At 52.0% G+C, this 25,638-nt stretch carries 21 protein-coding genes; 12 read left to right on the top strand and 9 right to left on the bottom strand.

The window, feature by feature from the left end; genetic code table 11:
• Positions 1-66: 66 nt before the first annotated feature.
• Genes ACK3CJ_RS13885 through ACK3CJ_RS13870 form a run of 4 tightly spaced genes read right to left on the bottom strand, consistent with a single transcriptional unit; the run spans position 67 to position 2,895 of the window.
• The gene (locus ACK3CJ_RS13885; protein WP_409522815.1) at positions 67-1,035 is read right to left on the bottom strand and encodes an energy transducer TonB; all 969 of its coding nucleotides are present in this window, start codon (positions 1,033-1,035) and stop codon (positions 67-69) included.
• A 57-nt stretch (positions 1,036-1,092) separates the two neighbouring features.
• Positions 1,093-1,536 carry an ExbD/TolR family protein gene (locus ACK3CJ_RS13880; protein ID WP_409522814.1) on the bottom strand — a complete coding sequence of 148 codons (444 nt, stop codon included), beginning with the start codon at positions 1,534-1,536 and terminating at the stop codon, positions 1,093-1,095.
• Entirely contained in the window at positions 1,533-1,967 is a 435-nt protein-coding gene (locus ACK3CJ_RS13875; protein WP_409522813.1) for an ExbD/TolR family protein, read from the bottom strand. The genes ACK3CJ_RS13880 and ACK3CJ_RS13875 overlap by 4 nt, the downstream gene beginning before the upstream one ends.
• Positions 1,957-2,895, bottom strand: coding sequence for a MotA/TolQ/ExbB proton channel family protein (locus ACK3CJ_RS13870; protein ID WP_409522812.1), 939 nt, complete (start codon positions 2,893-2,895; stop codon positions 1,957-1,959). Before ACK3CJ_RS13870 ends, ACK3CJ_RS13875 begins: the two co-directional genes overlap by 11 nt.
• 183 nt (positions 2,896-3,078) lie before the next feature.
• Here ACK3CJ_RS13870 and ACK3CJ_RS13865 point away from each other — a divergent pair, with 183 nt between their 5' ends.
• The 7 genes from ACK3CJ_RS13865 (at position 3,079) to ACK3CJ_RS13835 (ending at position 10,176) form a co-directional block, all read left to right on the top strand.
• Positions 3,079-4,011, top strand: coding sequence for a 1-aminocyclopropane-1-carboxylate deaminase/D-cysteine desulfhydrase (locus ACK3CJ_RS13865; RefSeq protein WP_409522811.1), 933 nt, complete (start codon positions 3,079-3,081; stop codon positions 4,009-4,011).
• 30 nt (positions 4,012-4,041) lie between these two features.
• On the top strand, positions 4,042-4,911 hold the full coding sequence (locus ACK3CJ_RS13860; protein WP_409522810.1) for an NAD(+) kinase: 870 nt from the start codon (positions 4,042-4,044) through the stop codon (positions 4,909-4,911).
• Positions 4,912-4,974: 63 nt separating this feature from the next.
• A complete protein-coding gene (locus ACK3CJ_RS13855) occupies positions 4,975-6,024 on the top strand; it encodes a metallophosphoesterase (RefSeq protein ID WP_409522809.1) in 1,050 nt (349 codons plus the stop codon).
• Between the two features lies 1 nt (position 6,025).
• Entirely contained in the window at positions 6,026-6,646 is a 621-nt protein-coding gene (locus ACK3CJ_RS13850) for a rhomboid family intramembrane serine protease (protein WP_409522808.1), read from the top strand.
• A gap of 130 nt (positions 6,647-6,776) precedes the next feature.
• Positions 6,777-7,043 carry a YeaC family protein gene (locus ACK3CJ_RS13845; protein WP_409522807.1) on the top strand — a complete coding sequence of 89 codons (267 nt, stop codon included), beginning with the start codon at positions 6,777-6,779 and terminating at the stop codon, positions 7,041-7,043.
• A 14-nt stretch (positions 7,044-7,057) separates the two neighbouring features.
• Positions 7,058-9,685, top strand: coding sequence for an aminopeptidase N (pepN, locus tag ACK3CJ_RS13840; protein ID WP_409522806.1), 2,628 nt, complete (start codon positions 7,058-7,060; stop codon positions 9,683-9,685).
• A gap of 104 nt (positions 9,686-9,789) precedes the next feature.
• Positions 9,790-10,176 carry a hypothetical protein gene (locus ACK3CJ_RS13835; RefSeq protein WP_409522805.1) on the top strand — a complete coding sequence of 129 codons (387 nt, stop codon included), beginning with the start codon at positions 9,790-9,792 and terminating at the stop codon, positions 10,174-10,176.
• On the opposite strand, the gene ACK3CJ_RS13830 is transcribed toward ACK3CJ_RS13835, so the two are convergent.
• Positions 10,167-11,309, bottom strand: a complete 1,143-nt coding sequence (locus ACK3CJ_RS13830) for a DUF484 family protein (protein ID WP_409522804.1) — start codon at positions 11,307-11,309, stop codon at positions 10,167-10,169. The two genes, ACK3CJ_RS13835 and ACK3CJ_RS13830, sit on opposite strands and share 10 nt — an antisense overlap.
• Before the next feature lie 96 nt (positions 11,310-11,405).
• Positions 11,406-12,020, bottom strand: a complete 615-nt coding sequence (locus tag ACK3CJ_RS13825) for a riboflavin synthase subunit alpha (RefSeq protein WP_409522803.1) — start codon at positions 12,018-12,020, stop codon at positions 11,406-11,408.
• An 87-nt stretch (positions 12,021-12,107) separates the two neighbouring features.
• Between ACK3CJ_RS13825 and ACK3CJ_RS13820 the strand changes: the two genes are divergently transcribed.
• Positions 12,108-12,992 carry a TIGR01777 family oxidoreductase gene (locus ACK3CJ_RS13820; protein WP_409522802.1) on the top strand — a complete coding sequence of 295 codons (885 nt, stop codon included), beginning with the start codon at positions 12,108-12,110 and terminating at the stop codon, positions 12,990-12,992.
• A gap of 27 nt (positions 12,993-13,019) precedes the next feature.
• Here ACK3CJ_RS13820 and ACK3CJ_RS13815 read toward each other — a convergent pair whose 3' ends face one another.
• Entirely contained in the window at positions 13,020-14,804 is a 1,785-nt protein-coding gene (locus ACK3CJ_RS13815; RefSeq protein ID WP_409522801.1) for a BatD family protein, read from the bottom strand.
• A gap of 146 nt (positions 14,805-14,950) precedes the next feature.
• Between ACK3CJ_RS13815 and ACK3CJ_RS13810 the strand changes: the two genes are divergently transcribed.
• From ACK3CJ_RS13810 to ACK3CJ_RS13800, 3 genes are all read left to right on the top strand, one after another.
• Positions 14,951-19,801, top strand: a complete 4,851-nt coding sequence (locus ACK3CJ_RS13810; protein WP_409522800.1) for an NAD-glutamate dehydrogenase — start codon at positions 14,951-14,953, stop codon at positions 19,799-19,801.
• Between the two features lie 41 nt (positions 19,802-19,842).
• The gene (locus ACK3CJ_RS13805) at positions 19,843-20,073 is read left to right on the top strand and encodes a DUF2835 domain-containing protein (RefSeq protein ID WP_409522799.1); all 231 of its coding nucleotides are present in this window, start codon (positions 19,843-19,845) and stop codon (positions 20,071-20,073) included.
• A gap of 72 nt (positions 20,074-20,145) precedes the next feature.
• A complete protein-coding gene (locus ACK3CJ_RS13800) occupies positions 20,146-21,174 on the top strand; it encodes a quinone-dependent dihydroorotate dehydrogenase (RefSeq protein ID WP_409526592.1) in 1,029 nt (342 codons plus the stop codon).
• Between the two features lie 89 nt (positions 21,175-21,263).
• Here ACK3CJ_RS13800 and rmf read toward each other — a convergent pair whose 3' ends face one another.
• Positions 21,264-21,470 carry a ribosome modulation factor gene (gene rmf, locus ACK3CJ_RS13795; RefSeq protein ID WP_409522798.1) on the bottom strand — a complete coding sequence of 69 codons (207 nt, stop codon included), beginning with the start codon at positions 21,468-21,470 and terminating at the stop codon, positions 21,264-21,266.
• Positions 21,471-21,771: 301 nt separating this feature from the next.
• Between rmf and rlmKL the strand changes: the two genes are divergently transcribed.
• Positions 21,772-23,979 carry a bifunctional 23S rRNA (guanine(2069)-N(7))-methyltransferase RlmK/23S rRNA (guanine(2445)-N(2))-methyltransferase RlmL gene (rlmKL, locus tag ACK3CJ_RS13790; RefSeq protein WP_409522797.1) on the top strand — a complete coding sequence of 736 codons (2,208 nt, stop codon included), beginning with the start codon at positions 21,772-21,774 and terminating at the stop codon, positions 23,977-23,979.
• Positions 23,980-24,052: 73 nt separating this feature from the next.
• Here the strand turns inward: rlmKL and gltA are convergent, their stop codons facing one another.
• Positions 24,053-25,336, bottom strand: a complete 1,284-nt coding sequence (gene gltA / locus ACK3CJ_RS13785) for a citrate synthase (protein ID WP_409522796.1) — start codon at positions 25,334-25,336, stop codon at positions 24,053-24,055.
• Positions 25,337-25,638: the final 302 nt, after the last annotated feature.

Raw genomic sequence — 25,638 nt, 5'->3', positions numbered from 1 at the left:
GACCCTCCTGTCTAGAGCTTCCGGTTTAGAACTTTCGGTTTAGAGCTTCCGGTTTTGAACTGCCAGTCATCGATCTGTCAGATTAAACTGAATCGGTAAGGACAACGTCAATTGCTGTTGTCCCAGAAAGTCTGGCAAAGCTGGAAGTGGTGTGGCGCGCTCCAGCATCTGAATCACCGCTCGATCCAGCAGATCGTGTCCCGAGCTTTTGCTGATCTCGTATGAAAGCACCTGCCCAGCGGCATCCATGGTGAACCGCAACTCAACTATACCTGTCTGGCGCCTCTGGCGAGCGGCGCGGGGGTATTGCTTGTGCCGATTCAACCAGGCGGATAGCTCGGCAAAATAGTCGCGTTCGGCGGCGATATTGCCACCACTGTCTGATTGCGCGGCTTGTCCGCTGGCCTGCTGGCCTCCTGGTGCTGGTACCGGAGCCTGCTCCTGCTGTACTGCGTCAGCATTTTCCCTTTCCGCTGGGGCTGGTTGAGTTGTCGGTTGTGTGGCTGGCTCGGCAGCAGGTTCTGGCTTGGGCTCTGGCTTGGGCTCTGGCTTGGGCTTGGGCTCAGGTTTAGGCTCAGGTTTTGGTTTTGGTTTTGGTTTTGGTTTTGGTTTTGGTTGTGGCTTTGGTTCAGGTTCTGGCTCCGGTTCTGTGGCAACTACTTCCAGCGCCGCAGGCTCTTCAGCTAAAGGTTCGATGGTCGGGGTTTCCGGCTCTGGCTCGGGGACGGGTTCCGGCTCTGGTTCCAGCGGTTCCTCTTCAAGGGGCTCTTCTTCCGCAGGGGGGTCTTCTACAGAGGGCTCTTCCACAGGAGGCTCTTCCACTGGCTGCTCTTCAGCGGGTGTCTGTTCGGGGAGGACTTCTTCGGAAGAGGGCTGAGGTTCTCCTGCAATGGCCAGGCTGATGGTTACACCCTCCACACCAGCTTCGGTAGCACCTTTCTCTGGCTTGGATGCATAGATAGTCATCAGCAGCAGAGCATGAAGAGCCAGGGCCGTCAGTAAAGCGGTCATCCAATGACGAAAAGTTAATCTCACGAGTTCTACCTGTTATTAAGTGCCTGTTCTCTAGAGCCTGTTATCAAGTGTCTCTTATCAAGAGCCAGTTGCAGTGCTTGAGGAAGTATCTGGAAGTGCGTCTGTCGCTGAACGCTGGGTATACAAAGTGACCTGGGCGGCGCCCGTATCACGCAGCAGGTCGATGACAGGAGAAAGCTTACTGACGGCCAGAGCGGCATCTGCCTTAAGTGCCAGATGCGCGTCTTTAATCTGTTGCTGGCGCAGGGTCAGTGTCAGCTCCTCCAGACTCAGTAGCTCGTTCTCGAAGGCCAGCCTTCCATCGGCATCGATGAAGATGGTGAAGTCCGCTTCCTGATGAGACTGCTCGTTTCCTGCAGCAGGGGGCGTCACCTTCAAGGGCATAGTGGCTTCTATCTGCCCGGCAATCATAAAGAAGATCAGCATCAGAAAGACGATATTGATCAAGGGGATAAGATTGTCATCGCTGCTGCTTTTACGTGTCGGTGTGATCAGTTTCATGGTGCACTTGTTGTATTCTGATTGCTGTGTGCCGCTGCCGTATCGGTTGCCAGGGTCACGGATGATGCGCCAGACAGTTGCAGACGCTCTATGCTGCTGATCAACATCTGAGTGGTGGTCTCGCCAGCAGCTCGGATAATCACGGGCCTCGCTTTCTCTCTGAAGAGGGCACTCAATGCTTTATTCTGATCAGGCGCATAAACAGAGCCTTCCAATAACAGAGTGCCGTCAGCCTGTATCTCTGCCAGCCAGGGTTTTTCTGGTTCTTCGTTGCTGGTTTTTGCCGAGGCGGAGACATGCAACTCCATACTGCGCCACTGCACGAAGCTGCTGGTCAGCATGAAGAACAGCAACAGAATAAAGACAACATCGATCAGCGGCGTCAGACTGATCTGACGTCGCCGAACAGGCTGGGCAATCTTAAGCAGCATGGGCTGCGCCTTTACCGGTTGCTTTCCAATTTTCTGTTGTTGTATCAAGCTCTGTTGTATCGAGCTCAACTGCATCGAGCTCAGTCGATGGGTGCATATTGGATTTGGGTTCAACATTAATCTGCGCAGTGAAAACCGCTGTCACCAGATCTTCCATCTGATGGGCGACGCGCTCAGTTTTGCGCTCCAGCGTGCTGTGTGCCAGCACCACAGGCAGTGCCACACAAAGACCGGCAGCAGTGGTCAGCAATGCTTGCCAGATACCGCCAGACAGTACGGATGGATCAACCTGATTACCTGCCAGCTGCATCTGCTGGAAAGCCAGAATCATACCGATAACCGTACCCAGCAGACCCAGCAATGGGCTGACTGTTGCAATCACTTCGAGAGGGCGCAGATAGCTGCGCAGGTTTTCCATTTCGTTGGCGGCGATACGGCCGAGCTCTTCACGGATCAACTCTTGATGATGGTTGGGTTGGCTGAAGCCTGTCATGGCAAAGAGTACCAGCCTGGGAACAGGTTTTTTGCTGTTGCGCAGTAGAGCGGCTGCCGCATCAGAATCGCCCTGCTGCCAGAGTTTCAGGGCACGTGCGCACAGGCGCCTTGCGCCCAGAGTGGCGAAAGTCAGTTGCCAGCTCTTCATCAGTATCAGCGCCAGAGCAAATACAGAAAACGCACAGAGAACCCAGACAACCGGGCCGCCGATCTCCAGCAGATCAATCAGTTGCTCCATCGTTCCGAGAACAGGCTCAGCTTCCACCACTGATTCAGCAGCCATTTCAGGCAGCGTGGTCAGCATGTTTTCATTCAGAGCTTCGCTGGTAGTTGCAGTAAGAGTTTCACTGAGAACTTCGTTATTAGCTGCTGTCGGTGCTTCAGCCATGTTGTCAGCAATAGGTTCAACTGATGTACTGTCAATAGTGTCCACGGAACGCCTCCCTGATTTCATTTAACGCAAATAGTAAAGATTCGCATTAAATATATCAATGTTAAGTTGTGTCTCATCTAGTTTATTTTGGTGTTGCTGCCTTGTGTCATCGAATGTTGCTAAACAGAGCCAACCTCATCCTGTATGATGAGGGGCCTGTATAGGCGGTGCTAATGAGGTGAAATGAACAGCAATATCGAATTGCTGCCACTGATGTCGGCACTGTATCGCGATTGCCACGTGCAGGCGGATCTGTTGCGACTGGATCGGATACATCCGCAGATCAGTGGTAACAAGTGGTTCAAGTTGCAGCCTTTTCTGCAGGCAGCGCAAAACAGTGCTTTGCCTCTGTTGAGTTTTGGTGGTGCCTATTCCAATCATATTCATGCACTGGCGTGGGCTGGGCAGCATCTGAGTATCCCGGTTTTCGGGGTTATCCGTTCGGAAGTAGATGCCGACAGTCCGACATTGAGTGATGCGCGAGACTGGGGCATGTGTCTGCACTTTGTCAGCCGACAGATCTATCGGCAGCGAGCAGAGCCAGAATTCATCCGCTCGCTGCAGCAGCAGTTTGGAGATTTCATACTGGTGCCAGAGGGGGGTAGTTCTGCGGAAGCTGTTCATAGCTGCAGCCAGATCTGGCAATTGCCGGTACTTGAGGGCCGGCGTTATGACTATGTTTTCTGTGCCCTGGGTACGGGCGGAACCTTGGCAGGGTTGATAGCCAAAAAGCCAGATGGCTGTCAGATTATCGGGGTACCTGCCTTGCGCATCACCTCAGAGGAGGGGCAGCAGATGGTCGGTTCCCTGCTGGCACAGGCGGGTCTGACGGATCCCGGTCAGTGGCAGGTGTTAAACGGCTATCAGCGTTATGGCAAGCTCAGCGCGGAGACAGCGCGCCTGTTGCTTGAGGTGAAACAGCGGCTTGATATCGAGCTTGACCCTGTCTACACCGCTGTTACGCTGGGTGCCATGAATCGTGTCATTCTGAGTGGTCTTATCCCGGCTGGCTCACGTATCCTGATGATTCATACCGGTGGTCTGCAGGGGTTACGAGGTGCAGCGGGTCGATTGCAGAAACTGGGTCCTGCCTTTAACGGGCCGCTCGCTTTATAATGGAATCAACTGGTATGAATTGGGACGCGTATGGATAATTTTCGAAACATTGGCCTGATCGGCCGCATGGGCAGCAAGTCAGTTATCGTGACGCTGAAGCACCTGATGCGATTTCTGGATGAACGTGGCCTCAATGTCATACTGGATCAGAAGATTGCAGAAGTGATTCCCGGCCATGGCCGACAAGTGTGCAAGCAGAAGCTGATGGGCGAGATCTGTGATCTGGCCATAGTCGTCGGTGGTGACGGCAGTATGTTGGGGGCTGCGCGCTCTCTGGCACAGAGTAATATCCCGGTGTTGGGTGTGAACCGAGGCAATCTGGGCTTTCTGACCGATATATCGCCTCAGGACTTTGATACACAAATCACCGAGATACTGGAGGGACGTTACAGTGTCGACAGTCGTTTTCTGCTCGATGTCTGTATTCGGCGCAAAGGTGAACAGATAGGGGAACTGGTGGCACTGAACGACTGCGTGGTGCATCCGGGTAAAGCAACACGCATGATTCAGTTTGAGCTTTATATTGATGGCCAGTTTGTCTATACCCAGCGATCGGATGGCCTGATCGTGGCGACACCGACAGGTTCAACGGCCTATGCGTTGTCTGCCGGCGGGCCGATCATGCATCCCAAGCTGGATGCGCTGGTGCTGGTGCCGATGTTTCCGCATATGCTCTCAAGTCGGCCAATTGTGGTCAGCGGTAACAGCGAGCTCAAGCTTGTGATCAGTGAGGAGAACAAAACCTACCCGACCGTTTCCTGTGATGGTCAGGTAGATCTCAGTCTGGCTCCCGGTGATGTGGTGAATATACGCAAGAGCTCTCGTAAGCTACGCCTGTTGCATCCGCAGGACTATAACTTTTATCAGACCTGTCGAGAAAAACTGGGTTGGAGCAGCTAGGAGTGTCATGTATCAACTACTGGGCCTTTACATGAATCTTTGTCGGCACGACTGGAGTCTGGTTTGAGTACTTCGCGCTTTTCCGGTTACGACCTGATCGGCGATGTGCATGGCTGTGCCGTGAGTCTGACCCTGTTGCTGGACAGGCTGGGCTATCGTTTGCATAAGGGAGTCTACCGACACCCGAAACGCCAGGCTATTTTTCTGGGGGATATTGTTGATCGTGGCCCCAGGATTCGCGAAGCGTTGCATATTGTTCGGGATATGGTTGAAGCGGGCAGTGCGCAGATTGTCATGGGTAATCATGAGTATAACTATCTCTGCTATTCGACTCCATCACCTGAAGGGTTTGCTCATCCCTGGCTGCGTGAACACAATCCACGCCATCATCGTATTCTTGAACAGACGATTGAACAGTTGGCCAATCACCCCGAAGATCAGCGTGACTTCCTGAAGTGGTTTCTGGATATGCCACTGTTTCTGGAGTTTGAACACTTCAGGGTGGTGCATGCCTGTTGGCATCAGGGGCTGATAGATCAATTCGTGCAGACGCGTCAATGTAACCATATTGATGCGGATTTTCTGATCCGCTCAGCGGTGGAGGGAACCTTCGAGTGGACCATTATGGACAGGTTGTTGCGTGGTACCCACCTCCGTCTGCCCAATGGTGAGGTGATGGTCAGTGGTGATGGCTACCGGCGCCATTTTTTCAGAACGCGTTTCTGGGTGAGTGAGCCTCAATTCATGGGTGATGTAGTTTTTCAGCCGGATCCTCTACCTGAACATATAGCCAGGACCCGGCTGACCACCGAGAACAGAGCGGATCTGATCTGTTATGATGAGTCGGAAAAATTGCTGTTTATCGGTCATTACTGGTGCGATGGCAAGCCTGAACCGCTTGCACCCAATATCGCTTGTCTGGACTACAGTGCGGTCAAATATGGCAAGCTGGTGGCTTATCGCCTGGATGATGAGCCAGTAATTCAGACAGATAAGTTTGTCTGGGTTGATGTAGGGAAAGAGGTCGCGTTGCCTGGAGAACCGCTGGGAGAGCAACTGGTAGAACAACAGGTAGAACAACAGGGAACTCAGCAGGGAGAGGAAGAGGGATAGCATGAAGTGGCATAGTATCTGGTTGTCGCTGTTATTGATTGGTATCAGCGTGGGCATATCACTGCTGATTGGCTTTGGTGATAACCGCGATATGATGCGCAGCTTCAGCTTTGCGGACTTTACTCTGCGCGGGTCGCAGGTGTTTTATCAGAACCTCGACGGTGTTCTGGCCAGTGGTCAGTGGTGGCGCTTTCTGACACCGATCTTCATGCATTTCAGTGTGATGCATATCGTCTTCAACCTGATGTGGGTGTGGGTGATCGGGACCCGAATTGAACGTCAGCAGGGTTCTGTGGTCCTGTTGTTGCTGGTGTTGATCTCAGGAATTGCGTCCAATCTGGCTCAGTTCCAGATCAGTGGCCCGATGTTCGGAGGCATGTCCGGCGTGGTATTTGCGTTAATCGCTTATGCCTGGTTGTGGGACAGGTTTTCTTATCGGCCGCGTTTTGGTTTTCCACCGGCGCTGATGGGCTTTATGGTGGTATGGTTGGCGCTGGGTTATGCCGGCGTTCTGGAAGGACTGGGCCTGGGGGCGGTCGCTAATACTGCACATCTGGTCGGTTTGCTGGCTGGGCTGCTTTTTTTGCCTCTCGGTCGTCTGCTGGCGGGTCGTGTCTGGTAGATAATCAGATCGGTAGTTCTCAGATGTAGTCCTCAGATGTAGCTCTCTGATGCAGTCCTCTGATAAATGTCAATTTGTAGAAAACAGTGGTCGAAAGCAGTGATCATAAGTAGTGGCCAGGAGTGTAGAAATGAATTTTGAAGAGATGATTGAGGCGATGTCGCCGGATATCTATGAATCACTGAAACGCGCTGTCGAGCTCGGCAAATGGCCCAACGGTGTCAAGCTGACTCAGGAGCAGCGTGAGCAAAGCCTGCGTGCAGTGATCGCCTACGAACACACGCGAAACATGAGTGAAGAGCAGCGTGTGGGCTATATTGACCGCTCGCGCAAGGATGGCAGCAAGCACGGGTCTGATCCCCTGCAGCCGGATGTTTTGAAAATTCTCAACGGTTAATAATGGAATAGATCATGTCGCAACAGCCAAACGTCATATACCTGAAGGACTACCAGGCGCCTGCCTGGCAGATAGAGAAAACCGATCTGCATTTCGATCTGGATGAATCGCGGGCGCTGGTACGCTCAACACTGACACTGCGTCGTGCCCCTGATGCTGCTGTGGATGCGCCGCTGCTGCTTAACGGTCATGAATCGGTCGAACTATGTCGCCTGAGTATTGACGGTAAAGAGCTGACCGTTGCTGATTACACACTCCAGGGTGAGCTGTTGACCCTGAAGGGTCTGCCGGAAACCTGTGAGCTTGTATGTGAGACGCGTATTTACCCGCAGACGAATACCGCGCTGGAAGGGCTTTATCTTTCTGATGGCATGTTCTGTACCCAGTGTGAAGCCGAGGGTTTCCGGCGCATCACTTTTTTCCCTGACCGTCCGGATGTGATGTCTGTATTCACCACTACCATAGAAGCTGACAAGCAGGCTTATCCGATATTGCTGAGCAATGGTAATGCGGTGGCGCAGGGGGATGCGGATAACAATCGTCACTGGGTCACCTGGGAAGATCCCTTTCCCAAACCCAGTTATCTGTTTGCCTTGGTTGCGGGCGATCTAAGTTGCCTGGAAGACAGTTACACCACACTGTCTGGACGCCGCGTGAAGCTGCAGATTTTTGCCGAGAAGAAGGATCTCGATAAACTCGATCATGCCATGCGTTCGTTGCAGAATGCGATGCGCTGGGACGAAGAGGTATATGGCCGCGAGTACGATCTGGATATCTACATGATCGTGGCAGTGGACTTCTTCAATATGGGCGCCATGGAGAACAAGGGGTTGAATATTTTCAATACCTCTTGCGTTCTGGCCAGTCCCCGCACCACGTCCGATGCCGCTTTTCAGCGGGTTGAGGCGGTGGTGGCACATGAGTACTTTCATAACTGGTCCGGTAACCGTGTGACTTGTCGTGACTGGTTTCAGTTGAGCCTCAAGGAGGGGTTCACGGTCTTCCGCGATGCTGAGTTTTCGGCCGATATGGGCTCACGCACCGTCAAACGGGTCGAGGATGTCACGCTGCTGCGGACGGCTCAGTTTGCTGAGGATGCAGGCCCGATGGCGCATGCGGTACGCCCGGCTTCGTTTATGGAGATCTCCAATTTCTATACCCTGACGGTGTATGAAAAGGGTGCCGAGGTGGTGCGTATGCTGCACACCCTGCTGGGGCCTGAGCTGTTTCGTAAGGGAACCGACCTCTATTTCGAGCGCCATGATGGTCAGGCCGTGACAACCGATGATTTTGTGGCTGCCATGGAGGCTGTATCGGGTCGTGACCTGACGCAGTTCAAGCGCTGGTATAGTCAGGCGGGTACTCCGCGTCTGCTGGTCAGTGACCATTATGACGAGGCGCAGAAGCGTTACAGTCTGACTGTCACACAAAACTGTCCAGCGACACCTGGGCAGGATGAAAAGCTGCCCTTCCATCTGCCGCTGAGTGTTGCTCTGTTGGGAACGGATGGGCAGTTGCTGGATATGGGGCAAGGGGAGGTCAGTCGTGTACTTGAACTGACCGAAACGGAACAGACTTTCCATTTCGATGCGATTCCAGATCGCCCTGTGCCATCTTTACTACGGGGTTTTTCTGCGCCTGTGAAGCTGCAGTATGATTTCACTGATGAGCAGCTGCAGTTCCTGCTCCAGCACGATACTGATGGATTTACCCGGTGGGATGCGGGGCAGCTCTTGGCATTGAGGTTGATGCAGCAGTTGATGCAGGATTATCGACAGGGCAAGGCTTTACAGCTGCCTGAATCGCTGGTTTCAGCCTGGCGAGCGATTCTGAATGATCAGTTGCTGGACTCTGCGATGGTAACTTTGCTGCTGACATTGCCATCCGAAGCTTATCTGTCTGAGCTGGCCGATGAGATCGATGTAGATGCGATACACCATGTGCGCCAGTTTCTGCGCACCTCTCTGGCAAAAGCGCTGGAGAGCGACTGGCTGGCTACCTACAAGCGTCTTGATTCAGATCAGCCCTACTCGCCGGAGGCGTCCGAGATGGCGCGTCGCAGCCTGAAAAATCTGGCGTTGAGCTATCTGATGTCACTGCAGGATGGCGTTTATCTGGCACTGGCGCAGCAGCAGTTCGAAACAGCAGATAACATGACCGAACAGCAGGCCGCATTGGCACTTGTGGTGCACTCAGAGTTTGCTGAGTGTGCTGGTGAGTTGTTGGGTGAGTTCCTGTCACAGTGGCAGCATGAGTCCCTGGTGATGAACCAATGGCTCTCGATTCAGGCATCAGATCCCAAATCGGGTGCTCTGGCGCGGGTAGAGTCCCTGATGCAGCATCCCATCTATGATGCCCGAAACCCAAACAAGATACGCTCACTGGTCAGTGTGTTCAGTAATCAGAATGCCATCAATTTCCATAAAGAAGATGGCAGTGGCTATCGCTTTCTGGCGGATCGCATTATAGAGCTGAACCGTCAGAATCCACAGATTGCAGCCAGGCTGCTGACGCCTCTGACACGCTGGCGCAAGTACGATGCTAACCGCCAGTCCTTGATCTGTTCGCAGCTTCAGCGCATTCTGGAAAGTGGTGATCTTTCCAGTGATGTTTATGAAGTGGTGAGTAAAAGCCTTGTGTAGTGTAGGGTTTGTTAGTCCAAGGTCGCAGCCGTTATGCTCGCCCCATGCCGGTTGCTTGGGTATACTTCGCTTAATGTTTTGAAATTACCTGTCAGGAAAATGTAATGGAACGATTTCTTCTCTCAGATGATAAGTTTGATTTGCAGCAAAATTTTCGTCGTGCTCTGAAGTGTCAGGAACAGATGACACACGCCAGAGACGGGATGAAAGAGGCAAAAAACAGCCGCGTATGGATTGTCGCACTGGTAATTCTGATTTTTGCCATGGGATCCGATTTCTTCCTGGGAGCTTCTGCCGCTTTGTTCGTGTATTACTTTTACCGGGTTATTCGCTCCTGGTATGAGTGCTCTCAGGCAGAGGAAGGTTTGGAGGAGAATTCCCGCTGGTTTGGTGCCAAGGGCCTCAAGCTGGAAGGTCGGGTACTGTATTTCCGTGATGACAGTCTGCTCGAGCAGCCCCTTGATCCCTTTGATGATGACCTTTATCGCTGATCCGCTTCTGCGATCAACGGGGTCGTGCTCCGGGTGTTCAGTGTGAGGAAGTGGGTCTGATTACGGCCTCTTTCCTTGCTCTGATAGAGCGCCTGATCGGCGGCATGGATCAGTTGCTCCATCAAGCTATCCATATCTTCAGCGGCTGTATCTGCCGGCTCACAGATCGTGAAGCCAAAGGAAGCGCTCAGGCTTAATGCTGCACCTTGATGTGTTTCAAAGGGATAGGCATGCAGCTTCTGTCGTAGATTCTCTGCTACTTGCAGCGCATCATCGTGATGGCAGCCGGGTAAAAGAATCGCAAACTCCTCACCGCCGAAGCGGGCGACAGTGTCCGTATCTCTGACCAGTTCTTTCAGTAATTCAGCGACAGCTCTCAATACCCGGTCTCCGGTGAGGTGGCCGAAATTGTCATTGATTCGTTTGAAATGATCTATATCGAGCAGCATGCAGGCAAAAGGTGTATCTGTGCGGCTGGAGCGCTTCAGCTCACGCATCAGTTGCAGGTTGAATGCGCGCCTGTTCAGGGTTTTTGTCAGCGCATCGATGCTGCTGAGGCGCTGCAGTGTTTCGCGACGAATGCAGTTCTCAATGCAAACGGCAACCACCGATGACAGATGTGACAGATAATCATAGCTCAGAAACTGGTTGTATCTGTCCGGGTCCATGCTGCCAAGGCTCAGGCTGCCAATCAGGCAGTTTTCGCGTATCAATGGCAGGATGGCACAGGAGTTGATGACAGGCGCTTTTTCAAACACCTGTTGCTTCAGACGACTGTCGGGTTGGCCGTAAAAAAGTCGGTTCTCTGGGTGTATCTCACGCAGCAGTTGTTGTGTCGGTAACAGGCGCAGATAGGTTTGATCCAGTGTGATCGAAGAGCTGTCGAGTAGCTCCTGAGCAGTCTCTTCGGGGTCAAACAAAATCAGGCTGACAGCACAAAGCTTGAAGTGCAGGCGAAAGTCATTGAGCAGATAGTTCAGCAGCTCTGCCAGTGATGAGCAGGACAGCATCAGCAGTTCGGCTTCAAAAAAATTGTGCAGTAAAGCCTCGTTCCGAGTGGCTTTGTTCTGCATCAGATGCACTAGCCGTTTTAACTCCCGGTTTTCGACTGCCAACTTCTTGATGTCATCCATCCACTTTGCCTGTTATTGATCAAGCTTATAATTATTTTCGGCCAAAACTTTATGTTCTGCCTCAGCCAGAGGGAGTCCCGTTGATCGCCAGAGCGATCATGTGCCTTGTTGAGCAGTCATGAAACGCTGCACAGTATCAACAATGGCTTGTGTCTGTGAATCTATTTCGATATTGATCAGATCATTCTCTTCAACATCGGAAAAAATCGTCACCGCCAGTGTTTCTGGAATCAGGAACACATTAAAGCAGTCATCGTGCACTTCGCCAATAGTCAGACTGCAACCATTGAGTCCAATAAACCCTTTTGGGAAGATATAAGGCGCCAGATGGGAGGGCTTTTCAATCCAGATGATACGGTTATTATCTGGCGTCTGGATCTTACGGACAGCGGCACAGGCGTGAATATGGCCTGACATGGGATGCCCGCCGATCTCATCACCAAAGCGTGCAGCCCGCTCAAAATTAACCAGACGGCCCGGCTGCAGTTTGCCCAGATTGGTAACACGCAAGGTCTCCATAATCAGATCGAAGTGTACCCGTCGCTCATCAAAGCCGGTTACAGTCAGACAGACACCATTAACAGCTATGCTGGCGCCCGTGCTGAGGGCATCAGTATGTCCGGGTGGAAGTTGTAATATCAGCTTCATGAAGTTGTCGTGATGCTGTGTGGAGATGACCTCTGCTGTTCCCTGTACAATACCGCTGAACATACTGTGCTAATCTCATAGTGCAGAGGGTATCTCTGCGGATTTGGTTAAGCGTCAAGTCTATACAAAAATGTGGCAGGAGATAAAGCGATGCGCGTTCTGATTACAGGCGGAACTGGATTTATCGGTCGTCATGTTTGCGCGGCTCTACTATCCCGTGATGATCAAGTGGTGGTGTTGAGTCGCAGTGATACTGGTGGTGAGCTGGATGATCGTGTCCAGAGAGTGACTCGCTTGTCGCAGATTGATGGGGAGATTGATGCCATCATCAATCTTGCTGGCGCGGCTATCGTGGATCAACGCTGGACAGATGAACGCAAAGCGTTGCTGCGCGCCAGTCGTATCGATACCACGCGTGCACTTAATGCCTGGATTTCTGAGCTGGAGAAAAAACCAAGTGTGATGATCAGTGGTTCGGCTGTCGGTTTTTACGGCTCTCAGGATGAGAAGTTGCTGGGCGAGACTGCTGAACCAAAACCTGGTTTTTCTCATCAGCTCTGTCTCGACTGGGAATCAGAGGCGATGCTCGCCGAAAAAATGGGTGTGCGGGTCTGCGTGATCAGAACCGGAATTGTACTCGGCAATGGCGGTGCATTGAGTAAGATGCTATTGCCGTTCAAACTGGGTCTTGGTGGGCCTATAGCTGATGGTCACCAATGGATGTCCTGGATCCATATGGATGATGAAGTTGCCGCTATTCTCTGGCTGCTGGATCATCCGGTGCTGGAGGGGGCGTTTAATCTCACAGCGCCACGCCCGGTCAGTAATGGCGTGTTCAGCAAGTCGTTGGGTCGAGTATTGGGTCGGCCGGCATTCTTCCGCATGCCCGGTTTTGTCATGGAGTTGATGCTGGGGGAGGCGAGTGAGTTGCTGATAGAGGGGCAGCGTGTCATTCCTGAAAAACTGCTCGCCTCTGGGTTCAGCTTTCGTTTCGATGATCTGGATGAAGCGCTGGCAGATGTCCTGAAGGAGTGACAATCAGCAAACGAATCAGCGTATGAATCAGCGGGCGTCATGCATCGACAGGTCGAATATCGCCATATCTTCCTCCTCTGATCGGCGCTGACGCTGCCGTTGGCGCAGCGCCTTGATCGCTTCCAGCAGAAGATCTCCTTGCCACAAATCGATATCCTCGCTGTAGAGGTGGTGCTCCAGATCCAGGAGCAGAAAGCTCAATGTCTGATGTGCGGCCGCCTGTCCTACCGACTCCAGATCCTCAATGACTGCATCTGGCCAGAAGCGGGGTGCCCAGATCAGCAGTGCACGGCTGCTCAGTTGTGCATCATTAGCCAGGCACGCGGCTGCCAGTACATCGAAAGCCTCCTGTTCACCATCTTTACGCTGTTCTGACAGAGGTTTGTCAGTGCGCGCCTCTACAGAGGCTGGCTGCTTTGGTTGACTCTGCTTCAGTTGATTCTGCTTTGGTAAATTCTGCACACGTTGGCGGTAATTGAAATAGCTGTAAAGGCATCCCAACGAGGCCAGCAGGCTGATGGCGCTTAGAAATATGATCAGACCTGTCGGCGAGCTGTTCTGAGTCTGGATTGTTTGTTGATCAACGGATTGAGCCGCAAGAGAGGGTGTGTCTGGTATCAGTACTTCAATACTGGTAACGGGTGTGCTGGCCGATTGGGTCCGCTCTTCAAGCGTGTTCCACCATTGCAGATTCAGAACAGGGATGGTGAAGGTACCACTGTGGGCGGGAGTGATCAGCCAGGATTCGCGCAGATTGCCGGTCAGACCGAGCATGGCATGCTCGCTGTCATCGCGTCGGCGTGACAGAAGTCTTGCGCCTTCAACAGGTGCTTGCGTATACAGATTGGCAGGGAGTTGCTCGCTGCTGAGTGCGGTTGCTGACAGTGAAATATTCAATAACAGGCTGCCGGGCAGGTAATCGCTCTGGATCAGATCCTGACTCAGTGCGACTTGCTCGGCGGGTAGCCAGTATCCACTTTCGCTGCCGTAAGTCATTGGCAGCACTTCCACATCCAGGTCGTCTGCACGGACAGGGATAAGAATATCTGAGTTGTCATCACTGGTCAGAAGGGCAGCTCCCTGTATTTCAATAAAGCCGGTTTCCTGCGGGAATAATGCATAGAACTGCTCTGTAACGCTGTAGCTTTGCTGGTCAAGCGTGTCAGTATACTGGCGCTGTGGACCCACCTCACGTGTGGTGCCGTTGCTGATCTGGGGTGGTAACAGTCTGGCTGACTCTGGCAGAGGTTCCAGATGATAAAGGCTGGCGCGATAGAGTAGTTGGGCACCTTGATAAACTCTCTCTCTGTCGAGTTCAACTGTAAAGAAAAGAGCATCACGGGCTGCCGGCAGGGGGTTGTTCAGGGTGCTGGTGCTCTGGTTATTGAGGTTCTGACTACCTGAACTCTGGTTGTTGTTCTGGTTGTTGTTCTGGTTATTGTTAAAACCGCCACTCACCATTATCTGCAAAGGTTCTGAAACATGTTCATTAACACGCAACACCGGAATGGTCAGCGTACCGGATCTAAGAGGGTGCAGGTTGATCTGCCATCGTGTACTGGCCTCGCGAGAAGCACTGGTATGACGAAAAATACTGGAGCGCTGGCTGCTGGATATACGAAAATCACGTGCAAGGTGGCTCAGATCGGGAAGGGGCCTGTCAGCACCTGGAATCTCCAACATTAACGTCAGGGTGTCGCTGGTGCTCATGGCGTTTTTATCGGTTTTGGCCGATATCTGAGCAAGTGCAGTTGATGTCAGTAAAATGTATAAAAAACAGTAGGAAATCGCTTGCTTATAGAGGTCGTTCATATACTCTTACTTTTAAGGGTGCCAGGGTTATATCCATTATCAGCCAAGGCAGTCCGGGAGGCAACGGCATACTGAATCTGCTGTTTTCTGGCGATAATAAGGCACCTGTCATAATGGAAATGTGCAGATAAAAAAGAGAGATAGTCATGCCCCGTCCAGGCCCGGAAAGCAAAGCCGAAATTTTAGAATACCTGAGCAACGAAATCTCCAAAAGACTTCCCAAGAATAAATCAGAGCTACTGCTGAAGTTTATCGAACATTATTACCTGACTGCTCCTGAGCGTGACCTCAAACACTGGCGGCTGGATGATCTGTACGGATCAACGTTGAATATATGGGAGTTCCTCCAGGCTCAGTCTGAGCGCACGGGGCGTGTGAGAGTATTCAATCCGGATTATGAAAAGCATGGCTGGCAATCCACGCACACAGTCATTGAAGTTTCTGCGCTGGATATGCCGTTTATTGTTGATTCGCTGCGTATCGAGCTGAATCGTCTTGATGTCACCATCCATTCCATCACCAATGCTGTTTTCAGTGTAAAGCGCAATGAAAGCGGGGAAATAACAGACTTTATAAGTTCCGGAAAGAATACGAATGACACCTACAGCCGCGAATCGGTTGTTGCAATAGAGGTGGATCGCCACACCAATCCGGAAAAGCTTGAACTGATCAGAACAACCCTGCAAGAGGTATTGCAGGAGGTCAGAAGGGTGGTTGACGACTTCTCACCCATGCTGGCTGCTGCTGATGGGCTTGCGAACTCATTGTCAGCGCACAAGGGTGCTTTGGATAAAGCTGATATTGCCGAGGCGCAGGCATTTATCAAATGGCTCAGAGATAACTTCACTTTCCTCGGCTACGAAGAGCTTGAGTTAGTGACGCAAGGGAAAAAACAGTTGCTTAAACCCGTTGCCGGTTCAGGGTTGGGTATGCTGCGTGAATGCGATGATCAGTGTCGTGCAGATCTCAGGCATACCTTCGAGCGCGATGCCGCGATGTTTACACTGATTCCTGATCTGCTCTCCTTCTCCAAATCTGCGGCCAAGTCTCGTATACATCGCCCGGCTTATCCTGACTACATAAGCTTCAAGCGTATCAATGACAAGGGTGAAGTGTGTGGCGAGGTACGTTTCCTCGGCCTCTATACATCCTCAGTTTACGTGCACTCTCCTCGAGGTGTGCCGGTGATCCGAAACAAGATCAATGCGGTCATGGAACGCTCGAATCTGTATCCTGAAGGGCATAACTGGAAGGAGCTGATGCAGATTCTGGAAACCTTCCCGCGGGATGATCTGTTCCAGAGCAGCGTCGAAGAGTTGTTCAGTATGACGCTGGGAATCCTGCAGATCAGAGAGCGTCGACAGATACGTCTGTTCCTGCGGCGAGATCGTTTCGGTCAGTTCTTCTCGGCGCTGGTTTATGTACCTCGTGATATTTACAGTACTGAGTTTCGTGTTCGCAGTGAAAAAATTCTCAAGGATGCGCTGGGTTGTGATCTGGCAGAGTTCAATACCTACTTCTCTGAGTCCATTCTGGCACGTACGCAGTTCAATCTGAGACATTCGGATGAAGGGCGCGTTCTTGATACATTTGATGTTGAACAGATAGAGCGCAGAATTCAGGATGCAGCCAGAAGCTGGGACGAGGATCTCTATGCTGCCCTGATTGACAGTCTGGGTGAAGAGCTGGGTATTCACTGCTACAACCATTATGGCTCCAGCTTCTCACCAAGCTACCGTTCTGATTTCACACCGCGCACCGCGGTGGTTGATATCCAGCATATGCGCAAGCTTTCGTCCGAGTCTCCTATCGCGCTGAGTTTCTATCGTGCCCTGGAGCGTGAGCAGGATGAGCTGAACTTCAAACTGTTCCATTACGGTACGGCGCTGCCGCTGTCTGATGTCATGCCTGCACTGGAAAACCTTGGGCTTCGCGTCATTGACGAGCATCCTTACGAGATTATTTCCGAAGAGAAATGTGTCTGGATACACGACTTTAACCTGCGTTATCGTGGCAAGCAGCAAAGCAGCATTGAAGAGCTACAGTCGATTTTTGAGGATGCCTTCCAGCATATCTGGTCTGGACACGCCAACAGTGATGACTTCAATAAACTGGTGCTCGGTGCGGGTCTTGGCTGGCGTAAGATAGTGATTCTGCGTGCCTATGCAGCCTACATGAAGCAGATTCGTTTCCCGATCAGTATCGAGGCGGTCAGTGCAGCACTGAACAACCATCCCGGCATCTCTCGTCAGCTTATTGAGCTGTTTGAGTATCGATTCAACCCCGAGAAAGTCAGTGAGATTAAAGCGGCCGAGACTGAAGAGGCGATCATGCTCAGCCTTGACGATGTGTCCAGTCTCAATGAAGACCAGGTGATTCGTCAGTATGTAGAGTTGATCAAGGCGACTGTGCGAACCAACTATTATCAGGCGCAGGATGGTCAGGATAAATCCTATGTATCATTCAAGCTGACACCAGCTAACATCCCCTTCATGCCACAGCCCAGACCCATGTTCGAGATCTTTGTTTTCTCGCCGAGGGTGGAGGGTGTTCATCTGCGCGGTGGCAAGGTGGCGCGTGGCGGGTTGCGCTGGTCGGATCGCAATGAGGATTTCCGCACCGAAGTACTGGGGCTTGTCAAAGCGCAGCAGGTTAAGAATGCGGTGATTGTGCCGGTTGGTGCCAAGGGAGGTTTCGTACCCAAGCAGTTGCAGCCCGATTGGGATCGTGACTCCTGGCTGGCTGAAGGTATTGCCTGCTACCGCATTTTTATCAGTGCATTGCTGGACATAACCGACAACCTGGTGGACGGTGAGGTAGTTCCACCGCAAGGTGTTGTTCGTCATGATGAGGATGATACTTATCTGGTTGTGGCTGCGGATAAAGGTACGGCAACCTTCTCGGACATTGCCAATGGCATCGCCAATGATTACGGTTTCTGGCTAGGTGATGCTTTTGCATCAGGTGGCAGTCAGGGTTATGACCATAAGAAAATGGGTATCACCGCACGTGGTGCCTGGGTGTCGGTTGAGCGTCATTTCCGTGAGGTGGGCGTCAATACTAAAACAGACCCATTCACCGTAGTGGGAATCGGTGATATGTCGGGCGATGTTTTCGGCAATGGTATGTTGTTGTCCGATCAGATCAAGCTGGTGGCCGCATTTAACCATTTGCATATTTTCATTGATCCAGATCCAGACACTGCCAGCAGCTATGCTGAACGCCAGCGCCTGTTCGATCTGCCGCGCTCAGGTTGGAATGATTACAATACAAAGTTGATTTCAAAAGGCGGCGGAATTTTCTCGCGCAGTGCGAAGTCGATCACCTTAACACCGGAAATCAAAAAGCTTACCGGGCTTACGCTCAGCAAAGTGGCGCCAAATGAGCTGCTGTCAGCACTGCTGACGGCTCCGGTGGATCTGCTTTGGAATGGTGGTATCGGTACCTATGTTAAAGCCTCTGACGAAAGTCATGCGGATGTCGGAGACAAAGCCAATGATGGTTTGCGTGTTGATGGCTGCATGCTGCGCTGTAAGGTGATTGGTGAGGGCGGCAACCTGGGGATGACCCAGCGTGGTCGCATGGAGTTCTCGCGACACGGTGGCCGGATCAACACCGATTTCATTGATAATGCCGGGGGTGTGGATTGCTCCGACCATGAGGTCAATATCAAGATACTGCTTAACGGTATGGTGGCAGCTGGTGATATGACCATGAAACAGCGTAACAAGCTACTGGTGGAGATGACTGAAGAGGTTGCGGAGCTGGTCCTGCTGAACAACTATCGCCAGGTTCAGGCTATCTCACTGGAAGAAAAACGCTCACTTCTGTCCATGGCTGAGTATCAGCGTTTTATCAGCAAGCTGGAATCGCAGGGTAAGCTCAATCGTAAGCTAGAATATATTCCGAGCGATGAGGAGTTGGCGGAACAGCGCAGTGCCGGACGCGGCTTGACCCGCCCTGAGCTGTCAATACTGATATCCTACTGCAAGGCCGACCTGAAAGAGAGCTTACTGGCGACCAGTGTGCCGGATGACCTCTATTTGTCGAAAGAGCTGGTGACGGCCTTTCCGAACAAGATGGAAACACGTTTTGGTAGTGAGCTTAAGCAGCATCGCCTGTGTCGTGAAATCATTGCGACCCAGATTGCTAACCAGATTGTCAACTTCATGGGGATCAACTTCGTTGACCGCCTGATGACATCGACTGGTGCTTCTCTGGAGTCGATCGTGCGGGCCTATGTGCTGGTGCGCGACATCTTCGATCTTGAGTCCATGTGGGAGATGATCGAAGTGCTCGATTATCAGGTGGATGCTGAGATTCAGAGCGAGATGATGAGCAGTCTGCAGTATCTGGTTCGCCATGCCACTCGCTGGTTTGTGCGTAATCGACGTGGTGAGCTCAATTGCCAGACAGAGATGGACAACTTCCATGACCGTGTTACCAGTATCAGCCAGAACCTTGGTGAACTGCTGCGTGGCGAGCCCAAAGAACTCTGGGAGCAGGCTTACTCACGTTATACGGATGCCGGTGTGCCAGCATCTCTGGCACAGGTAGTGGCTGGCTCAGGCAGCCTGTATGCAGCACTGGGGATTATTGAGGTTGCTCGTGAGTTGGATCGGCCGCTTGAGCACGCTGCGGCTGCCTTCTTTGGGCTGGGTGAGCGCCTTGAGTTACAGTGGTTCTCGCGCCAGCTGAATGGTCTCAGGGTTGACAATTACTGGCAGGCCTTGGCACGGGATGCCTTCCGTGACGATCTGGACTGGCAGCAGAGAGCCTTGATGGCAACCGTGCTTAAAATGCACAAACCCGATGGCGGCTCGATCGAAGTGCAACTGGAGGATTGGGTCGCACTCAACGAAGGGCTGTTGGAACGTTGGAATCGTGTGCTGGCTGATCTGAAAAATGCTAAACATCAGGATTATGCGATGTATACTGTCGCCGTGAGAGAGCTGTTTGATCTCGCGCGCACCTGTATATTCGCTCAAGCTGACTGATATGAAAGTGTCTGTCGGCTTTTTCATGCCGGCAGACATTCATGAAGCATCTGATCGTTGATCTATTTATTACCAAAGATGAGTATCTCAAATACTATCGTGGCAATGCAGCCTGGGTGTCGGCGGTTGCCCGCGATGGCCGCCAGGTACAGTTTCCAGCCAGTACACTTCGGCCCTATCTGACTCATACGGGTATCCGGGGCTCCTTTGTCATCTACTACGACAATGTCGGGAAGTTGATTCAGGTGGATAAACTCGGTTCAATGGCTTGAGTCGAGCTGTCATTTTTATCCCTCATCACGTTATAATGCCTCTCATTTTCCGACCATGATCCAGAGATGACCATGCTTTATACGCTTGCCAGATCCTTGATGTTTAAGATGGATGCCGAGACGTCGCACAATCTTGCCCTGAGTGGCATGAATGCGGTCTCTCGGCTGGGCTTGCAGCGTCTTGCCGGTGCCAAGGCAAGTGACCTGCCTGTGGAGGTGATGGGGATTCGCTTCCCTAATCCGGTTGGCTTGGCAGCGGGGCTGGATAAAAACGGTATCGCAGTTGATGGGCTGGCTGCCATGGGTTTTGGCTTCATTGAAGTGGGTACTGTCACACCGCGTCCGCAGGAAGGTAACCCCAAGCCGCGTCTGTTCAGGATTCCGGAGCATTCCGCGATCATCAACCGCATGGGTTTCAATAATGCCGGTGTCGATCAGTTGCTGAAGAACCTTGAGGCCAGTAGCTATGAGGGCGTTCTGGGCATCAATATTGGTAAAAACAAAGATACGCCCAACAAAAAAGCGCATGAGGATTATCTGCTTTGCTTCCGTAAGGTATATGGTCGTGCCAGTTATATCACAGTGAATATCTCATCTCCCAATACACCGGGCCTGAGAACCCTTCAGTTCGGTGATTCTCTGAATAGTCTGCTGGACTGTATCAAGACGGAGCAGGCCAAGCTGGCACGCTTGTATAAGCGTTATACGCCCGTGACACTCAAGATCGCGCCGGATATGGGGCCGGAAGAGTTTGAACTGGTCGCCAATGCTCTGATGACCTACGAAATAGATGGTGTCATTGCGACGAACACTACATTGTCCCGTGATGGGGTCGAGGGCTCTGAGCACTGTGATGAGGCTGGCGGCCTGAGTGGTGCGCCGGTGCGTAACCGTTCAACAGCTGCCATCTTGGAGCTGTCAAAACATCTGAATGGCAGAATCCCGATTATCGGTGTGGGTGGTATTACTGAGGGTTTTGATGCGGCCGAAAAGCTGGAAGCCGGAGCCAGTCTGGTGCAGTTGTATACGGGCTTTATATACAAGGGGCCTGCGCTGATCCGTGACTCGGTCAGAGCGATGGAGAAGTTGAATAAAACTTGATTTAGCGTCTGTTTATTCGCCTGGAGTGCTCCCATATAGGGAGCCCTCCGTGAAAGGAATTACAGTATGCTCCGTTTTATGAGTTTAGTTTAACCTAGTGATGGATTAACCTGAATTGCAGAAACGCCAGACATCCCGTTCCAGTGTGCTTCGCGTCCTTCTCGCCATCCTCTCATCCAGTGACTTCGTTTTTCAGCTTCAGAAACCGGACAATCCTCTTTGGATTTACCTCCGATACCCGCATTGAAACCACGGCTGAAAAGAGTTGAGCTTGGATCTCGTTTCTGTCTTTTCATAAATATACGCCTCTCATGCTTCTATTTGTCATAGCGTGCGGCAATAAAAACTACGGTCGCCGCAAGTGGCAGTGAACCTGGTAGAAAAATCAGGTCACGTATACATTGATAACTGAAATCGGATCAGAAAGCGATTTAAAAAAACTATGCCTTTAGCAATAATCGATAGTTGTTTGGTTAACGCAGCTGCAAAAATATGCCGCTAATCATGCTGTTAAAGGTTACGATTGAATGAACGTAAAATGATGAATTTTTTTCATATTCATGACAGCTGTTCAGTTGTTCTGAATCGAGGTTGCAGATGGAAATAAACGACGCGAAAACAGCACTGAATTTTTTTGTGACCTGCCCCAAGGGGATAGAGCAACTACTGGCTGACGAGCTGCAGATGCTGGGGGCAGAAAGTGTCCGTCAGACGGTAGCAGGAGTCTCGTGTCAGGGCGACCTGGCACTGGGGTATGGAATCTGTTTGTGGTCGCGTCTTGGCAGTCGTGTGCTGATGCCTTTGGCAGAAGGTGAGGTCAAGGATGCGGATCAGCTTTATGCAGTTGTCCAGCAGGTTGACTGGCTGGAGCATCTACGACCTTCAGGTACCTTGACGGTCGATTTTAATGGTCGCTGTGAAGGGATCAACAATACTCATTTCGGCGCACTCAAGGTCAAGGATGCGATAGTTGATCAGATTCGGGATGCAACAGGACAGCGCCCGTCAGTAGAGCGTCAGGCGCCTGACCTTCGCGTCAATGTTCATCTTGCCAGGGATAAAGTTGTGGTATCTCTGGATCTGTCGGGCGAAAGCCTGCATCGCCGTGGCTACCGTCAGGAGGCGGGCGAGGCTCCTCTGAAAGAGAGTCTTGCGGCGGCGATCCTGATCAGGACGGGTTGGATGGAAAAAAGCAGAGGGCAGGCGGTGCTGGTGGACCCGATGTGTGGTTCCGGCACTTTGCTGATTGAGGCTGCGCTGATGGCGACCGACACGGCACCCGGTTTGCTGCGTAGACAGTTTGGCTTTTCTCGTTGGCTGGGTCACAGGGAGTCGCTGTGGCAAGCGCTGCTGGATGAGGCTACAGAACGCCAGAAGCAGGGGGGCGCGAAGGTTCAGGTCAGATGTCATGGTTCTGATCAGGATTCGCGTGTACTCGAGAAGGCAAAACATAATGCGCGGCGGGCAGGCGTTGATCATCTGATCAGTTGGAAGGTTCAGTCGGTTGAGGAGTGTATGGCCCCTGAGCTCGATGATGCAGTCGGCCTGCTGATCTCCAACCCACCCTATGGTGAGCGACTCGGTGAGGTGGAGCAGTTGATGTTTCTCTATCAGCAACTGGGTAGGGTGATGAAGGATCAGTTTGCCGGTTGGCAGGCAGGTATCTTCACCAGTAATCCGGAGCTGGGCATGGTGTTGGGTATGAAGGCGCAGAAGCGCTATCAGCTGTTTAACGGCACTTTGAAAAGTCAGCTGCTGATGTTCGAAATCTATGAAAATCAGCCTGCGCGAGTTGATGTTGGTGTAAGCGTGGAGAGCGAGGGTCAACAAGAGGCTCAGGCAGCTCAGGCAAAGCCTCTCTCTGAGTCGGCGCAGATGTTTGCCAATCGACTACGCAAAAACTTCAAGCAGCTCTCGCGCTGGGTCAGGAAAGAGGATATCGACTGCTACCGTGTTTATGATGCCGATATGCCGGAATACGCTGTCGCGGTGGACTACTACGCCGGGCAGGTGGTGGTGCAGGAATATGCGCCTCCGGCGAATATACACAAAGTGCGTGCGTTCAATCGCCTGAATGATGTGCTGCAAGCGGTTCCTGATGTGCTGGGGGTGTCGGCTGAACAGGTGGTTCTGAAGCAGCGAAAGCGTCAGCAGGGCACTGATCAGTACCAGAAGCAGGATGAAACTGACCACTTCTTTACCGTCACCGAGCATGGTTGTCAGTTGCTGGTGAACCTGCATGATTATCTGGATACGGGCCTGTTTCTGGATCATCGGCCGATACGCCGCCATATCCAGTCCATTGCGGCTGGCAAGGATGTCCTGAATCTGTTCTGCTACACCGCTAGTGCCACGGTACATGCCATTGTGGGTGGTGCACAGTCCAGTGTCAGTGTAGACATGTCCTCTACTTATCTGGCGTGGGCAAAACGAAACTTCAGGCTGAATAATGCTGATCAGAATCAGCACAAGCTGGTGCAGACCGACTGCATGCGCTGGCTGGAAGAGCAGCAAAAGCCTGCTTATGATCTGATCTTCATGGATCCACCCACGTTTTCCAATTCAAAGCGGATGGAGGGTGTGCTGGATGTTCAGCGTGATCATGTCGTGCTGGTGGAGGGGGCGATGCGCTTGTTGCGCCCGGATGGTGTGCTGATTTTTTCTAACAACTATCGACGATTCAAGCTGGATCATGAGGCGCTGAGTGCATATGAGGTGGCGGATATTACACATAAAACGCTGGATCCCGACTTCAAACGCAGTACAAAGATTCATTGCTGCTTTGAGATACGTCACAAGCGTTAACGCAGTGGTAAAGGACTGGGAGTAATAAAGAGTTCGGGGCGCCGATCTGGCGCCCCGAAGAGTAGAGCAGAAGTTACTTTTTAGCTGGGTAATCGCGCATCTCTGCACCAGTGTAAAGCTGGCGTGGACGACCGATGCGGTTCGGGCTGGAATGGAATTCGTTCCAGTGTGAAATCCAGCCAATGGTTCTGGACAGTGCGAAGATCACGGTAAACATGCTGGTCGGGATGCCGATCGCTTTCAGAATAATCCCGGAGTAGAAATCCACGTTCGGATATAGCTTACGCTCAACGAAATAGGGGTCTTCCAGGGCGATCTCTTCCAGGCGCTTGGCAATCTTCAGTAGCGGATCGTTCTCAATCCCCAGTTCGCTGAGAACCTCGTCACATGTTTTCTTCATCACTTTGGCGCGTGGGTCAAAGTTGCGATAAACGCGGTGACCGAAGCCCATCAGGCGGAAGTTGTCATCCGGGTCCTTGGCTTTTGCAATAAATTCCGGAATGTTTGCCTCATCGCCGATCTCCTCGAGCATGCTCAATACCGCTTCGTTGGCACCGCCATGAGCAGGTCCCCACAGTGCAGCAATACCGGCTGCGATACAGGCAAACGGGTTTGCGCCGGAAGAGCCAGCCAGGCGAACGGTTGAAGTTGATGCGTTCTGCTCGTGATCAGCATGAAGGGTGAATATGCGATCCATGGCGCGTGCCAGAATAGGATTGACTTCATAGTCATCGCAAGGCGTTGCAAACATCATCTGCAGGAAATTTTCGGCATAACCCAGCTTGTTGCGAGGGTGCATGAAGGGTTGGCCGATGGAATATTTGTAACACATCGCCGCCAGGGTCGGCATCTTCGCTATCAGGCGATAGGCGCAGACTTCGCGGTGGTCGGCGTTATTGATATCCAGTGAGTCGTGGTAGAAGGCAGATAGCGCGCCAACAACACCGCACATGATAGCCATCGGGTGGGCGTCGCGGCGGAAGCCCTTGAAGAACTGGCTCAGTTGCTCATGCACCATCGTGTGGTTGCTGATGGTGTAGGTGAACTTCTCAAGCTCTGCCTTGGTTGGCAGCTCTCCGTTCAATAGCAGGTAGCAGACTTCAAGATAGTGTGAATTCTCGGCAAGCTGCTCTATCGGGTACCCACGGTGCAGCAGAACTCCCTTGTCGCCATCAATGTAGGTTATGGAAGAGTCGCAGGCAGCAGTCGACACAAAGCCCGGGTCATAGGTGAAAAGACCTTTGCCGGTCAATGGGCGCACATCGATGACATCTGGCCCGATTGTGCCGGAATAAACAGGAAGTTCAATGACTTCGTCTAGACCATCGACCGTCAAACGCGCTTTTTTGTCAGCCATTGTTGGCTCCTATCATTTTTGTTTGGGTTACAACGACTTAAGGTCAGTCGCACGGCCATGCCTTGTGGGTGTGGCCTTCAAAGACCTGAACACTATAGAGCGTGTCACGCGATTGTCAATCAGTCGAAGGGCTAATTTGTTGCGTTGCAGCATAGCATTATATTATCAACTTGTTACAGGGAATTAGCCGATAGTATGAGTCGGTGTCAAGCAAGCAAAAATACTAGACCATTGTTGTACAAGCCACGTGGTTCGTTGTATTCAGCCTTTGAAGTGACTATACTGCCTGCCCTGAGTTGGTG

It is taken from the genome of Nitrincola salilacus, from assembly GCF_046271865.1.
GTDB classification, from domain to species: domain Bacteria; phylum Pseudomonadota; class Gammaproteobacteria; order Pseudomonadales; family Balneatricaceae; genus Nitrincola; species Nitrincola salilacus.
The sequence above is the reverse complement of the archived record's forward strand: the minus strand, read 5'-3'. Positions and strand labels throughout refer to the sequence as shown.